This window comes from Deinococcus soli (ex Cha et al. 2016), assembly GCF_001007995.1.
GTDB lineage: Bacteria > Deinococcota > Deinococci > Deinococcales > Deinococcaceae > Deinococcus > Deinococcus soli.
Genome location: NZ_CP011389.1, coordinates 2,411,844 through 2,424,933 on the forward strand (window position 1 = coordinate 2,411,844; position 13,090 = coordinate 2,424,933).

A 13,090-nucleotide genomic window follows, 5' to 3' on the forward strand; every position below is an offset into this window, starting at 1 on the left:
GGCGGGTGTCCATCTGGCGGATGCGCCCGCCCGCCGGGGTGGGGGAGACTGCCCGCATGACCGCACCGAATGCCGATCTGCGCGCCGCGTACGCCTGGGCCCGCGTGGGCCGCGAGCGCCTGCTGGCGTGGCTGGAGGCCCTGCCCGGGGAGGTGTACACCCTGGAACGCCCGGACTTCGCGTTCGGCAGCCTGCGGAACGTGCAGGTGCACGTCGCGGACTGCTACCGCGTGTGGATCGCGGCGCGCGGCCTGGGCGAGACCGTCGTGCGGCTCGACCCGGGCGCGCTGCCGGACGTGGCGGCCCTGCGCGCCGTCTATGCGGACGTGGACGCCCTGGTGGACCGGGCCCTGAACGCCTTCACGCAGCCGGACGAACCGCGCCGCGTGCCCTTCCGGGACCGGGAGCTGGAGGTCACGGGCCGCTGGCTGGTCATGCATCCCCTGACGCACGAGTTTCACCACAAGGGCCAGCTCCTGACGATGGGGCGCGTGCTGGGCTTCCCGTACCCGGCGGGGCCCGACACGGACCTGGGCCTGCCGGAGGAAGCGGCGGCGTGGCTGAACTCTTGAACGTCCTGAACATTCCGGTGGACGCCGCGATGCTGGCGGCGTGGCGCGGCTGGCTGGCCCCGGCGCGGCCGCCGTTCTACCTGACCGCAGCCGAGGCGGAGGCGCTGGGCCTGGACACCGTGCCGCGCGACGGGCTGACCCTGACCCCCGAGGTGCGTGACACCATCACCGAGTGGAACATCCCCCCGCTGGCAGACCGGGTGGCATGGCTGACCCTGGCGGACGTGGACGCCCTGCCGCCCGGGGCGCGCCGGGCGCTGCTGCGCGCGCAGGTGCGCCACGGGCGGGGCAACGTCCCGCTGGGCCGCGCCTTCCCGGAGCTGGGCCTGCCGCCGGGCCGGTTCCTTTGGCGGCCCGGGCAGCTGACCGCCGGGGTGCTGGCGCGGCTCGTCGCGGCGTCTGGTGTGCCCTGCCAGCGCGCGGAGGTTCCACCGGAGGTGTGGCGCGCGGCGCAGGAGGTCCTGCCGGGCGCGCGGGCGCTGGCGGGTTCATTCCCGCAGGGCAGCGCCGGGAACTGTTTCGGAGCCGTGATGGGTGCGGCGGGGACCAGGGGCGCGGCGGCCGAGTGGATGCAGCGCGAGCCGTTCGAGGCCTTCCTGCATGAACACACCCGCCCCGGCGGGCGGGACGATCGGGCGGGCACGGTGCTCCTGTGGCGTTCGGCCAGTGGGCTGGCGGCTCTCGCGGCGTCAGTTGCGTTGAACGGGTCTGGTAGCCTGCGGGCATGATTCATCCGAACTGGGCGGCGCTGGTCGAGGATGACACGCAGCCGTGGGCGACGCTGGAGTCCCGGCAGATCGTGTCGGGGTTCCGCACGGTGTTCGAGGACCGCGTGCGCCTCCCCAGCGGCGTGGAGACCACCTACCAGTACCGGCCGCGCGGGCCGCGCGCGGTGTTCGTGCTGCCCGTCACGGCGCAGGGCGAGGCGGTCCTGATCCGCCAGTACCGCTACCCGCTGCGCGCGACCGTCACCGAGGTCGTCGCGGGCGGCGTGGAACGCGGCGAGGACCTCCTCCCGGCGGCCCAGCGGGAACTGCGTGAGGAGGTGGGGGGCGTGGCGGCCGAGTGGGTGCCGCTGCCCGGCTTCTACCCGCAGCCGAGCATCAGTGGCGTGATCTTCTACCCGTTCCTGGCGCTGGGCGTCACGCTGGGCGACATGCACCACGAGGACACCGAGACCATCGAGCGCGTGGTGGTGCCGCTGGCCGAGGCGTACCGCCGCCTGGACGCCGGGGAGATCCTGGACGGATCGAGCAGTCTGGCGATGTGGCACGCGCGCGCCGTGCTGGCCGGGCGGGGCCTCCTCTGACTGTGGCGCCGACCGACCTGCCCGCGCCGTTCACGACCCTGGCCGGACCGCACCGGTTCGACGCGGTGATCGAGAACAGCGAGTTCCTGACCTTCGCGGACCGCGCCGACACGCCTGAGGACGCGCTGGCGCAGCTGTCGGCCCTGCGGGCGCGCTACCCGGACGCCACGCACCACTGCTGGGCGTACCGCATCGGGGCCGCGTACCGCTTCAATGATGACGGCGAGCCGGGCGGCACGGCGGGCGCGCCGATCCTGCGGGCCATCGAGGGTCAGGGCGTGGACCGCGTGATGGTCGTCGTGGTGCGCTTCTACGGCGGCGTGAAGCTCGGCACGGGCGGGCTGGTCCGCGCGTACGGGGGCGGCGCGGCCGAGTGCCTGCGGACCGCCGCGCGGCTGGAGGTGCGCCCGCGCCGCACCGTGCGGGTCGCGGTGCCCTTCGATGCGGTCAGTGGGCTGTATCACCTGCTGGGCACCTGGGACGTCACGCGCGGCGAGGAGGCGTACACGGCGGGCGGCGTGGAACTCGACGTGCACCTCTATTCGGAGGACACCGGGGCCTTCGCGGCGGCCCTGCGGGACGCGACGCGCGGCGCGGCGGTGACCGACCTTGACTGAGCCGACCCCCACCCTCACCCCCGCGCCCACGACCCCGACGCTGATCACGCTGGGCGGGCTGGACCTGGCCGGCTTCCGCAAGGTCAAGTCCCTGCTGCTGCTCGTGTACGTCGCCCTGGAAGGCCCCACGCCGCGCCGCACCCTGGCGACCCTGCTGTGGCCCGGCGCGGCCCGCCCGGAAGGCAGCCTGCGCGTGGCGCTGCACGCCCTGCGCGAGGTCCACCCGGGCGCGCTGGGCGGCGAGGACCGCCTGATCACCCCCGTGACCAGCGACGCGGCGCACCTGCTGACCCTGCGCGGCGAGGCCGCCTGGGACGCCTACGCCGGGCCGTTCCTGCACGGCGTGCCCCTGACCGGCGTGTCCGCCGAGTTCGAGGAATGGGTGGAAACCCAGCGGGAACGCCTCGCGCGGCACGTGCAGGAGGAAGCCCTGCGCGCCGCTGAGACCGCCGACCCCGCCCGCGCCGCCGACTGGGCAGCGCGGGCCTACCGCACCCCGGGCGCCCCGCCGCCCGAGGCGGACCTGCTGCGCCGCGCGCTGCCCCTGACGCTGCCCGGCTCGCCGCTGGAGGCGGAGATCCGCGCGGAACTGGGCGAACTGGACGAGGGAACGCCCACCCCGGCCCCCGCGCCCCGCGTGGCCGCGCGCATGCTGGGCCGCGAGGCGGAACTCGACACGCTCCTCGCCTGGACGCTCGCCCCGCAGCCTGACCCCCCGGCGGGGGGCGCGGCCCTGATCACCGGCCCCGGCGGGATCGGCAAGAGCACCCTGACCCGCGAACTCCTGCGGGAACTGACCCGCCTGGACCGCCCCGCGACCCTCGTGGACGCCGAGGGCGCCACCAGCGCCGCCGAACTGGGCGCCCGCCTCGCCGCCGCCCTGACCCCCGGGCAGGCCGCGCCCCCCACCCTGGCCGCCCTGAGCGATCACCTGCCCCCGCACGCCACGGTCCTGCTGGACGGCGCGGACGCCCTGAATGACCTCCCGGACCTGCTGCGCGCCCTGCGCCGCGACCTGCCCGGCGTGCGCTGGGTGATCAGCAGCCGCCGCAGCCCCCCCGGCCTGCTGGGCGGCGGGGACCTGCTGCTGCCCCTGGCGGGCCTCCCGCAGGCGCCGCCGGAAGCGGACCTCGCGCAGATCGCCGCGAGCAGCGCCACGCAACTCTTCCTGCGCGAAGCCGCCCGCACCCGCCGCGACCTGACCCTGACCGCCGGGAACGCCGCGCTGATCGCCGGAATCACCCGCCGCCTCCAGGGCCACCCCCTCGCCCTGGCCCTGGCCGCGTCCTGGCTGCGTGTCGAGCACCTGGAAGCCGTGTACGCCCGCGTCCTCACCGAGGCCGCCCAGCTGACCCCCGAAGGCGGCGGCAGCGACGGACGGCGCGGCCTGAACGCCGTCGCCCGCCGCTCCTGGGACCTCCTGAGTCCGGAACAGCAGCACGCGGCGCTGCGCCTGACCGTCACCAGCGACCTCGACCCCGCCGACGCGCCCCACCTGGGCGTCCCCGCGCACCTCATCGACGAGCTGCTCACGCACAACTTCCTCGAAGCGCACCAGCCCGGCACCGAACGCCTGCGCCTGTACCCCGCGCTACGCGGCCTGCTGACCGAACAGGCCGCCGCGCACCCGGACCTGATCACGCAGGCCCGCGCCGACCACGCCCACCACTACCTGACATGGTTCACCGCCCAGCCCCCCGAAGCGCCCCCGGTGGACGCCGAACGCGACAACATCGTGGCCGCCCTGCACACCGCACTGGAACACGGGCACGCCACCGCCGCCCAGATCGACCACTTCCTGGCGCACCATGACCGGCGCGGCCTGCACGCCAGCGGCACCGACACCTTCGCCGCCCTGGCCGACGCCGCCGAGGACGCGTGCGCCCCGGACAGCGTGCAGGCCGCCGCGCAGATCGCCAGCATGTGGCTCGCGTACCGCGCCGGACGCCTGCTGGACGCCCAGACGCTCGCCGGGCACTTCCTGGCCGGACCACTGGCCGCCGACCCCACCAGCCGCATGAAAGTCCTGAACACCCTGGCCGCCGTCCGGGGGGTGCAGGGACAGATGCAGAGCGCCACGGACCTGCTCAGGCAAGCGCTGGCACTGGCGGTCGAACTGGGCGATCAGGTGCGCGCGGTGTTCTACAGGGTGAACATCCTGTCCAATCTGGGTTTCCTGGGGAACGCGCCGCAGATTGAGGAGATGGCGGGTGAACTGCGTGCGGAACTGCCGACCCTGCCAGATGCGCTGGCCTGGATGGTCCGTGAGCGGCTGCTGCATATCCTGCTGTACGCTCCGTCCCCCGATATGCCCGTGCTAGAGGCAGAAGCGAGGCAGGTGCTGACGCATGCCCGGGTGGTCGACAATGTCTTCTTGCAGCGGGAGGGCTGGTTCCGGCTCATACGTGCGCTGCTCTTGCAGGGACGCGTCCGTGAGGCTGAACAGCACCTACAGCAGTTCAGGGCCGCCTGCGCGGAGGTCAAGGAGACGGCGATCTGGCTGGAGTACCATCTGCTCCGGGTGGCTCTGCTGTACACGAGGGGACGCGCGCAGCAGGCCCGTCAGGAAGCCCGGATGGCGCTGCGCCTGCTCGGGCAGCACCCGGCTCAGTGGGACGCGAACGAACTGCTGTTGCTGGTGAGTCCTGATCTGATGCAGATCCGACCGGCCGAGACAGCGCAGGCTCTGGCGTCCCTTCGGAACCTGGACTCGGCACACGCCGCGCAGCGACACCGGGCCACTGAACTGCTGCGCATGTATCCGCACGCCCCAGCCGCAGAACATCCCTACCGGATGGATGGATTGCTCTCATGGCTGACTGAGGCGCTCGGGAGTGACTGAGGCTCAGGGTCCCAGGTACGGTCCAGGGGGGCCAGTCTCGTCGCCCAATGCCTCAGGAATCTCGGTCTCACTGCCTGCTGCGGGTGGGGCCATGGTGGCCGTGGCGGGCTGGAACATTGCAGGTTGTTCGGTCTTGTGGCCGTTTTCGAGGCCGTCCACGTAGTACAGCGGCCAGCCATTGCACAGAACCTGCTCGTAGGCATACCACGTGTCGTCCGCCTTGGCGCGGTCTTGCGTGCTGAACTTCGGTCCACTGGGGAGAGATGCCACGACTGGCATCGGCACATACTGCTTCACGAAGGGTTTGTTGTATTCGGACCAGCGGCAGCCCAGGGTCACGGTGTACTTCCCGGCGTAAGCCTGTTGCAGGGGGGTGTAGATGAACAGGGCGTAGTCCTTGCCCTTGCGGGTGGCATACAGCTGACCATTCCTGCTCGTGATGCTGTCGAACGTTTCGGGTTGCGTCATGGAACCTCCGTTGTGTGGTGCGTGTTTCAGTTTAGGGCCCGTGGGGGCGGTGGTGCGGGCCGGGCAGGGGGGGTTGGTCCAGGCGAACCTGGGTGAACAGGTGGGGGACCTCGCCGCTGGGCGGCTGGCCGGGGTGGTCGTGGGCGTACAGGTACAGGGGCCAGCCCTGGTAGGTGGTGTGGTCCCAGGTGCGCAGGCCGTGCGGGTCGCGCGCCTGGGCGTGAACCAGTCCGGGCGGGGGGTGTGGGGCGGGCGGCAGGACGGGCAGAGGCACGTACTGGTACAGGAACGCCTTGAGGTGCTCGGGCCACTGCGCGGCAGTGAGAATGGTGTCGCCGGTCAGGAGGGCCATCTGCAGCGGCGTGAAGCGGTACAGCGCCAGGGGCCCGCGTGGGGTGTGGACGCTCAGGTGGGGGCCGTGGGGGGTGAGGTGGTGCAGATCAGCGGGGGGGAGGGGCTGGCCCAGGCGGCGGGTGTGGGGGGTGGGGTGCGGGTGGGTCATGCGGGCTTCCTCTACAGGGCGAGCATGGGGTGGGTGGGGGCCGGGTTCAGCAGGCGTTTCAGGCTGTCCAGGGAGCGGCGGGTGGGGTGGGTGCCGGCGCGGGTTTGCGCGGCGTGGAGCAGGTCGGCCAGGGTGTGGCCGTCGTGCGGGGCGTCGCTCAGGCCGGTGCGGGGTTCTGGGGTGCGGCCCAGGGCGCTGAGGTGCGCGTGGATGCGCCGCACGACCGGGGCGAGCTGGTCGGGCGTGATGGTCTGGGGGCTCAGGAGGGTGAAGTCGTGCGTGCCGGTGCGGTAGGGGCTGGCGTTCCAGGCGCGCGCGGCGGTGTTCAGTTCGCGCGCGGCGCGGCGCAGGGCCTGATCGATGGGCGCGTCGCCCAGCTGGCGGCGGTGGTCGTGCAGGGGGGGCAGGCGCAGCGTGGCCAGGGTGGTGACGCCGTGCGTCTGGGCGGCGTCGTGCAGCAGCGCGTCCCGGTCGGGCAGGTGCGTGACGGGGTCGAGGTGGTAGCTGTGGACGTCCTCGATGAGCAGGATGCGGTCGCCGTTCGGCAGGCTGCGGAGGTTCAGGCGGCACACGCGCCGCTCGCCGGTGTGGGTCAGCAGGCGGGTCTGGTGGGTGCCGTCCGTCCAGGTGGTGACGGGGGCGGGCAGGGCGCTGGGGTGGTAGGCGCGCTGGTAGGCAGGGTTGGGCTGGGCCTGCGTGGGGGCGTGGGCGGGCCAGCGCAGGCCGGGCAGGGGCAGCAGGTGGAACAGGTCGTCGTCGAGGTGCGGGTGGGTCATGCTGGGTCGTCTCCCTGGGTTGTGGGGGGCGGGGGTGTGTCGTTGGCCTCAGCATGCCCGGAGAGGCGTTAACAGGGCGTTAGGGCGGTGTTCGGGGGAGGTGGGGGCAGCGCGCGGGCTACACTCCGGGGATGACGTGGCCGTTCAGGGTTGGGTTTGGGGAGGACGCGCACCGGCTGGAGGCGGGGCGGCGGCTGGTGCTGGGCGGCGTGGAGATTGGGCACGCGGAGCTGGGTGCGGTGGCGCACAGTGATGGGGACGCGGTGCTGCACGTGGTGGCCGACGCGCTGCTGTCGGGGCTGGCGCTGGGGGATATCGGGGCGTACTTCCCGGATACGGCCGAGCAGTGGCGCGGCATGGATTCGCGCGTGATCGTGGAGCGGGCGCTGGCGCTGGTGCAGGAGCGCGGCTGGGTGCCGGTGAACGTGGCGGTGGTGGTGACGCTGGACCGCCCGAAGCTGGGGCCGCTGCGCGCGGAGATCGCCCGGTCGGTCGCGGCGCTGCTCTCGCTGCCCGAGGGGGACGTGGGCGTCAGTTTCAAGACGTCAGAGGGTCTGGCGCCGCTGCACGTGCAGACGCGCGCGACGGTGCTGCTGGCCCGCGTGGACGCGGCCCCGGGGGTCGGCGGTGAGTGACGCGGCGCCGGGTGGGGAGGGGCCGCTGCTGCACGTGGTGCTGTTCGAGCCGGAGAAGGCCGGGAACGTCGGGAACGTCGCGCGGACCTGCGCGGTGCTGGGCGCGGACCTGCATCTGATCCGTCCGTTCGGCTTCCACCTGCACGACCGGGAGTTCCGCCGCGCGGTGATGGATTACCTGGAGGGCGTGACGCTGCACGAGCACGCCAGCTGGACGGCCTTCCAGGGCACGCTGGGCGTGGGCGCGCGGGTGTGGGCGTTCAGCACGCACGCGACCGACCTGCACACCCGCGCGGGCTTCCGGCGAGGGGATTACCTGCTGTTCGGCCCGGAATCGCGCGGGCTGCCCGCGTGGCTGCGCGACGCCCTGCCGAAGCTGAAGCTGCCGCAGCCGGGTGGGGGCCGCAGCCTGAACCTGAGCGTGGCGGCGGGCGTCGCGGCGTTCGAGGCCGGGCGGCAGATCGAGGGCTGGTAACGCCCGGACCGGGCGGGGGCGCTGCGCCATTCGGCTCATTTCGACAGGCATCGAATCAGTCATGATGATTCGAGGAGGATCGAAATGACCGACGCCGACTCCACCCCGCAGGGCCGCATGAACGCCCTGTACCACCGCCTCGTCACGGGCATCCGCACGAACGCCGAACGCGACCTGCGCCTCGCCCGCGCCGCCGGGAACGCCGCCGATCAGGCCCGCGCCCAGGCCCGCCTGGACACCTCCCCCCTGAACACCATGGACGCCGCACTCGGCATCTACGAGGGCGCGCACCGCGCCGCGCACGGCACGCCCCCCTGGCCCCGCGAACCCCGCCCATGAGCGCCGACCTCACCGCCCGCGCTGGCCTCTTCCGCGCGCTGTCCCACCCCGCACGCCTCAGCCTCCTGCGCCTCGTCTGGACGCGCGAGGCCAGCGGCGACGAACTCGCCCGCCTGATGAACCTCGCGCCCGCCACCATCAGCCACCACCTCGCGCAGCTCACCGAGGCCGGACTGATCCTCACGCGGCAGGACGGCCACCACCGCCTGCACCGCGCGCACACGGCCGCGCTGAACCTGATCCTCGCGGACGTCGTGCGCGGCGCCACCCCCGCCCCCACCCCCGACGACCCCTACCGCGACCGCGTCCTGCGCGCCTTCCTGAAAGGTGGACGCCTGACCACCCTGCCCGCCCAACGCAAGAAGAAAGACGTCATCCTGCACGAACTCGTCACCCTGTTCGAGCACGGCCGCCACTACCCGGAAGCCGAGGTGAACGCCATCCTGGGTGACGTGTACGCCGACGTGTCCACCCTGCGCCGCGAGATGATCGGCCTGGGCGTCCTGAACCGCGAACGCGGCGTGTACTGGCGGCCCGAAGCGGACGCCGACCCCTCTTCCCCCGGGGACGCCGGGTAGAGTGGCAGGCATGACCTCAAGTGATTTCCAGGCGCGACTGGCGCGCTACGCCGAACTGCTCGTCCGGACCGGCGTGAACCTCCCGCAGGGCGGCAAGGTCCGCGTGAGTGCGCCGGTCGAGGCGACCGAACTGGCGCGGCTGGTGGCGCGCGCCGCGTACCGCGCCGGGGCGGCCGACGTGCGCGTCACGTACCACGATCCTCACCTGGGGCTGGCGCTGTTCGAGGACGGCTCGGACGACGCCGTGAACCACCTGCCCGCGTGGCACGCGCAGGAGGCCGAGGCGATGGTCGGTGACGGGTACGCGTCCATCGGCATCATCGGTGAGGACCCCTCGCTGCTGGCGGGCGTGGACCCCGCGCGGATCGCGGCGCGCAGCAAACTGGTCGCGCAGGCCATGCGCCGGGTGAGCGAGGCGAGCGGCAGCTTCCGCGTGAACTGGACGGTCGGCGCGATGGCCACGCCCGCCTGGGCCGCCCGCGTGTACCCGGAGCTGCCGCAGGAGGAGGCCGTGGCGCGCCTGTGGGACGACATCTTCACGGTCACCCGCGCCGATCAGCCCGACCCGGTCGCCGCGTGGGACGCGCACCTGACCCGCCTGGAACGCCTGACCACCCACCTGAACGGCCGGCAGTACGCCGCCGTGCACCTGAAGAGCGACCTGGGCACCGACCTGACCGTGGGCCTCGCCCGGAACCACGTGTGGCAGGGCGGCGCGGAAACCGCGCAGAACGGCGTGCGCGGCGTCCCGAACCTCCCCACCGACGAGGTGTTCACCGCCCCGCACCGGGACCGCGTGGACGGCGTGGCGGTCGCCAGCAAACCCCTGAGTACGCGCGGGCAGCTCATCGAGGGCATCCGCATGCGCTTCGAGGCCGGGCGCGCCGTCGAGGTGAGCGCCACGCGCGGCGAGGAGACCCTGAAAGCCCTGATCGCCACCGATGAGGGCGCCGCCCGCCTGGGCGAGGTGGCCCTGGTGCCCGCCAGCGCGCCCGTCGCGCAGACCGGCACGCTGTTCCTGAACACCCTGTTCGACGAGAACGCCGCGTCGCACATCGCGCTGGGCCGCTGCTACCCCACCAACGTGCAGGGCGGCACCGACCCCGCCACGCTGGACGCGGCGGGCGGGAACCACGACAGCCTGATCCACGTGGACTGGATGATCGGCACGCCCGCCACCGATGTGGACGGCATCACCCATGACGGCACCCGCGAGCCGCTGATGCGTGCGGGCGAGTGGGTCATCGAGGGGCTGTAAGGAACAGAAAAAAGGGAAGAGGGGAGCCGGTCGCGGCTCCCCTTCCCCTGACGTGCGTGGGGCTTACAGCGCCAGGATCGCGCTGAAGTTTCCGCTGAGGCCGTCGGGGTAGAAGCCGCCCTTCGTCGCGCCGGGCGCGAGGAACACGATGTTCCCCACCTGACGGGGCGTGCGGCTGTACGCGATCCCGTTCGCGTCGGCCAGGACGATGTTCGCCTTGCCGCCCTCGACGATGCCCTGATCCACGTCCGTGTCGCCGTCCACGCTGTCACGCAGGTTGCTGATCGCCTGCACGACGTCCGAGACCTTCAGGCTGGCCGTGACGTCCGTGTTGCGCTGCTGGTACAGCAGGGTGCGGATCATGCCCGAGTGGTAGGCCTCGACGGCCAGGATGCCCGCCGCGTTCTCTAGGTTGCCGCCCGCGCTCGTGTCGGTCAGCAGGCGCGCCGCGCCCTTGTACGCACTGACACCCACGTCCTCGAAGATGAACGCGCCGTGCAGGAAGAACAGGTCGTTCGCGAAGGGGTTGAAGTTCGCGATGGCCCCGCCCGACGCGGCCTTGCCCGCCGCGACGAACGCCGGACCCAGGTCCAGGGTGGGCTGCGCGACGGCCGCGGCACCCAGCACCTTGCGGATGACCTTCACGTGGTTCAGCTCGTCCGTGGCAATCTCCTCGGCGTAGGCGCGCACGTCGGCGGACGCGAACGGCACGCCGTTCCCGTTCTTGCCCGTGAAGCCCGCAGGCAGGATGACCTTGCTGCTGTCGCCACCCGCGGCGTCCAGTTCCTGCAGGCGACCCACGGCGGCCAGGTAGAACGCCGCTTCCAGGTACTCGAGGTTCAGCGCGAAGTTGAAGATCATGGCGTCCAGGTTCGCCTTGGGCGTGGCGCTCAGGGCGGGCGTGCAGCCGGCGAGCAGACCGGTGGCGGTGACGGCCCCGGCGGCCCCGAGGAACTTACGGCGGTTCATGGCGTCGGACATGGTGATCCCTCCAGAAGGTGAAAGAAACGGTTCGGACACGAGGACACCCCCACCGGCGCAGGCGGATTCCTGCCCCGGGCTTGCTGATCGTGTCGCTCTGATCAGCTCTATGCACCCCGCTGGAAACCGGATCACCCCGGCGCGCAACCGTGAAGATCCCATGAACGTCAGGTGGGCGGCGCCCCCGGTCCGGCCTGCCCGAAGGCGTTCTCCTGCACCATGCGTTCCAGCGCGCGGGCCCGCTCCAGCTGTGCGCCCAGCGCCGCGTGCCGGTCCTCCAGCGACCGGACCGCGCCCCCCAGCCGCGCCAGTACGTCCGCCTTCAGGGCCGGGAGGGACGCCGGGTCCGGCGCCTCGCGCTGCACCGAGAACATCGTGCCGCCCTGCGCGACCAGCCCCAGCAGACCCTGCGCGTCCAGGAACGCCCGCGTGTCCTCCAGCGTCAGCCCCACCGCCTGCCACTGCTGCACGCCCCGCAACTCGATCACGTTGTGCAGCAGGAACCGGAACTTGCCGTTCACCCGCATGGGGTGCAGCAGGTCCTCGCGCAGCAGGTGCCGCACCGTCGTCGCGGGCAGCCCCATCAGCGCCGCGAACCGCCCGATCCCCACGCCCCGCTCCTCGAACAGGGCGTCCAGCACCTCCGGGCCGCCACACATGGTCGCCACGTCCGCGCGGTTCGCCTCCGGCATGGACGTCATCAGCTCCCGGAACTGCCGGACACTCTGCCGGAACGCCGCCTCGGTCAGTTCATTCACGCCAGTCTCCGCACGGTCACCGTCACGTGCCAGTGCGGCCGTCGCCAGCGCCTGCCCAGCAGGTGGTTCAGGCGACTCATACGGACTCCGATTGAATGGGCTGCAAAGCCCGTTCAGTCCGAGCGGATGCGAGAAGGAGAGAAACGGGTTCCGGACGTGCAGCCGGCAATCCGGTGAAGTTCCGGATTGTTGGCGAAACAAACGGAATCCGTATCAGGCGGGACGCGCGGGCCGCCTCACGGCACTCGTTCAGCCGGTCGGAGAAGGGAGCAGCGTCGGGGGCGGTCAGGGCGTCGGTGTGCAGCGCATTGAACATGGGGTGGTGCCTCCTGAGCAGAGGTCAGGGGTGGCGAGGGTCTCACTCGATCCCTCTGAATCGAGCGAAGCGAGTGCCTGAAATGACAGTGATGGGAAGCTGAGCCCTGGGGCGTGCTGTTCGCTCCAGGGTGCAGCTGGACACCGCTGTGAACATCAGTGTGGAACGTGCAGTCGACTGCACGTCAAGCGCCTGCCCGCGCCGTCAGGTGGTAGCCCGCCCACTCCCGCCAGAACGCCCCCGCCGCGTCCAGGCACGCGCGCTCCAGCCGCGCCACCTCTGCCGCGTCCGCCCCCGCGTGAACGGCCTGCGCGAACGCCAGCTTCGACCGCAGGAACGCCGCGTGATGCCCCGCCGTCCCCCCGTAGTTCTCGGTCACGCCCGCCCAGTCCGGCCCCCACGCCGCCCGCAGCCGCCCCGCCACGCGCGCCTGCACGTCCGCGTGCGGCCCGCCCGGCAGCAGGTGCGTCACGTCCTGCTCCAGCCACCGCACAAAGCGCTCCTCCAGTCCCGCCCGCCACGCCGCGTCACTCACGCCCCGCAGCAGAGCACGCGGTGACCGGGCACGCCGCCGCACATGACAAGAAGCGGGCGACCCGCAGGCCACCCGCTCCCTCAATCTCTCGTCTGACTCCAGTTCCGCCACTGCGGGAACATCCCCCGC

The 13,090-nt window shown here is 72.4% G+C and carries 16 protein-coding genes; 10 read left to right on the forward strand and 6 right to left on the reverse strand.

Annotation, left to right across the window (positions count from 1 at the left end; all coding sequences use genetic code 11):
- The first annotated feature begins 56 nt into the window (after positions 1-56).
- Genes SY84_RS11775 through SY84_RS11795 form a run of 5 tightly spaced genes read left to right on the forward strand, consistent with a single transcriptional unit; the run spans position 57 to position 5,340 of the window.
- The gene (locus SY84_RS11775) at positions 57-572 is read left to right on the forward strand and encodes a DinB family protein (RefSeq protein ID WP_046844168.1); all 516 of its coding nucleotides are present in this window, start codon (positions 57-59) and stop codon (positions 570-572) included.
- The gene (locus SY84_RS11780; protein ID WP_157882973.1) at positions 557-1,300 is read left to right on the forward strand and encodes a hypothetical protein; all 744 of its coding nucleotides are present in this window, start codon (positions 557-559) and stop codon (positions 1,298-1,300) included. Before SY84_RS11775 ends, SY84_RS11780 begins: the two co-directional genes overlap by 16 nt.
- The gene (locus SY84_RS11785; RefSeq protein WP_046844169.1) at positions 1,297-1,881 is read left to right on the forward strand and encodes an NUDIX domain-containing protein; all 585 of its coding nucleotides are present in this window, start codon (positions 1,297-1,299) and stop codon (positions 1,879-1,881) included. Before SY84_RS11780 ends, SY84_RS11785 begins: the two co-directional genes overlap by 4 nt.
- Positions 1,882-1,883: 2 nt before the next feature.
- Positions 1,884-2,498, forward strand: coding sequence for an IMPACT family protein (locus tag SY84_RS11790; RefSeq protein ID WP_046844170.1), 615 nt, complete (start codon positions 1,884-1,886; stop codon positions 2,496-2,498).
- A complete protein-coding gene (locus tag SY84_RS11795) occupies positions 2,491-5,340 on the forward strand; it encodes an ATP-binding protein (protein ID WP_046844171.1) in 2,850 nt (949 codons plus the stop codon). The genes SY84_RS11790 and SY84_RS11795 overlap by 8 nt, the downstream gene beginning before the upstream one ends.
- Positions 5,341-5,343: 3 nt before the next feature.
- Here the strand turns inward: SY84_RS11795 and SY84_RS11800 are convergent, their stop codons facing one another.
- From SY84_RS11800 to SY84_RS11810, 3 genes are read right to left on the reverse strand one after another with little or no spacing between them, the layout of a single operon-like run.
- Positions 5,344-5,808: a hypothetical protein gene (locus SY84_RS11800; protein WP_046844172.1), complete on the reverse strand. Its 465-nt coding sequence runs from the start codon at positions 5,806-5,808 to the stop codon at positions 5,344-5,346.
- Positions 5,809-5,839: 31 nt separating this feature from the next.
- Positions 5,840-6,310 (reverse strand): hypothetical protein, encoded by a 471-nt coding sequence (locus SY84_RS11805; RefSeq protein ID WP_046844173.1) that lies wholly within the window; start codon positions 6,308-6,310, stop codon positions 5,840-5,842.
- A gap of 11 nt (positions 6,311-6,321) precedes the next feature.
- Positions 6,322-7,086: a diguanylate cyclase domain-containing protein gene (locus SY84_RS11810; protein WP_046844174.1), complete on the reverse strand. Its 765-nt coding sequence runs from the start codon at positions 7,084-7,086 to the stop codon at positions 6,322-6,324.
- A 131-nt stretch (positions 7,087-7,217) separates the two neighbouring features.
- On the opposite strand from SY84_RS11810, the gene ispF reads away from it, so the two are divergent.
- The 5 genes from ispF (at position 7,218) to SY84_RS11835 (ending at position 10,371) form a co-directional block, all read left to right on the forward strand.
- Positions 7,218-7,721: a 2-C-methyl-D-erythritol 2,4-cyclodiphosphate synthase gene (ispF, locus tag SY84_RS11815; protein ID WP_046844175.1), complete on the forward strand. Its 504-nt coding sequence runs from the start codon at positions 7,218-7,220 to the stop codon at positions 7,719-7,721.
- Positions 7,714-8,196, forward strand: a complete 483-nt coding sequence (locus SY84_RS11820; RefSeq protein WP_046844176.1) for a tRNA (cytidine(34)-2'-O)-methyltransferase — start codon at positions 7,714-7,716, stop codon at positions 8,194-8,196. The genes ispF and SY84_RS11820 overlap by 8 nt, the downstream gene beginning before the upstream one ends.
- Before the next feature lie 84 nt (positions 8,197-8,280).
- A complete protein-coding gene (locus SY84_RS11825; RefSeq protein WP_229755766.1) occupies positions 8,281-8,535 on the forward strand; it encodes a hypothetical protein in 255 nt (84 codons plus the stop codon).
- Positions 8,532-9,113: a metalloregulator ArsR/SmtB family transcription factor gene (locus SY84_RS11830; protein ID WP_046844177.1), complete on the forward strand. Its 582-nt coding sequence runs from the start codon at positions 8,532-8,534 to the stop codon at positions 9,111-9,113. The genes SY84_RS11825 and SY84_RS11830 overlap by 4 nt, the downstream gene beginning before the upstream one ends.
- Positions 9,114-9,123: 10 nt before the next feature.
- Positions 9,124-10,371, forward strand: coding sequence for an aminopeptidase (locus SY84_RS11835; protein ID WP_046844178.1), 1,248 nt, complete (start codon positions 9,124-9,126; stop codon positions 10,369-10,371).
- A gap of 63 nt (positions 10,372-10,434) precedes the next feature.
- On the opposite strand, the gene SY84_RS11840 is transcribed toward SY84_RS11835, so the two are convergent.
- From SY84_RS11840 to SY84_RS15965, 3 genes are all read right to left on the reverse strand, one after another.
- Positions 10,435-11,352, reverse strand: a complete 918-nt coding sequence (locus SY84_RS11840; protein ID WP_046844179.1) for a ferritin-like domain-containing protein — start codon at positions 11,350-11,352, stop codon at positions 10,435-10,437.
- Positions 11,353-11,519: 167 nt separating this feature from the next.
- Complete coding sequence (locus tag SY84_RS11845; RefSeq protein WP_046844180.1) at positions 11,520-12,110, reverse strand: MerR family transcriptional regulator; 591 nt, start codon at positions 12,108-12,110, stop codon at positions 11,520-11,522.
- Between the two features lie 500 nt (positions 12,111-12,610).
- Positions 12,611-12,961 (reverse strand): hypothetical protein, encoded by a 351-nt coding sequence (locus SY84_RS15965; RefSeq protein WP_052751141.1) that lies wholly within the window; start codon positions 12,959-12,961, stop codon positions 12,611-12,613.
- Positions 12,962-13,090: the final 129 nt, after the last annotated feature.

Excerpts from the sequence above, each read along its gene's own strand:
- SY84_RS11805 (WP_046844173.1), bottom strand. The coding sequence starts at position 6,310 with ATGACCCACCCGCACCCCACCCCCCACACCCGCCGCCTGGGCCAGCCC.
- SY84_RS11800 (WP_046844172.1), bottom strand. The coding sequence starts at position 5,808 with ATGACGCAACCCGAAACGTTCGACAGCATCACGAGCAGGAATGGTCAG.
- SY84_RS11785 (WP_046844169.1), top strand. The coding sequence starts at position 1,297 with ATGATTCATCCGAACTGGGCGGCGCTGGTCGAGGATGACACGCAGCCG.
- SY84_RS11775 (WP_046844168.1), top strand. The coding sequence starts at position 57 with ATGACCGCACCGAATGCCGATCTGCGCGCCGCGTACGCCTGGGCCCGC.
- SY84_RS11810 (WP_046844174.1), bottom strand. The coding sequence starts at position 7,086 with ATGACCCACCCGCACCTCGACGACGACCTGTTCCACCTGCTGCCCCTG.
- SY84_RS11825 (WP_229755766.1), top strand. The coding sequence starts at position 8,281 with ATGACCGACGCCGACTCCACCCCGCAGGGCCGCATGAACGCCCTGTAC.
- ispF (WP_046844175.1), top strand. The coding sequence starts at position 7,218 with ATGACGTGGCCGTTCAGGGTTGGGTTTGGGGAGGACGCGCACCGGCTG.
- SY84_RS11830 (WP_046844177.1), top strand. The coding sequence starts at position 8,532 with ATGAGCGCCGACCTCACCGCCCGCGCTGGCCTCTTCCGCGCGCTGTCC.
- SY84_RS11840 (WP_046844179.1), bottom strand. The coding sequence starts at position 11,352 with ATGTCCGACGCCATGAACCGCCGTAAGTTCCTCGGGGCCGCCGGGGCC.
- SY84_RS11835 (WP_046844178.1), top strand. The coding sequence starts at position 9,124 with ATGACCTCAAGTGATTTCCAGGCGCGACTGGCGCGCTACGCCGAACTG.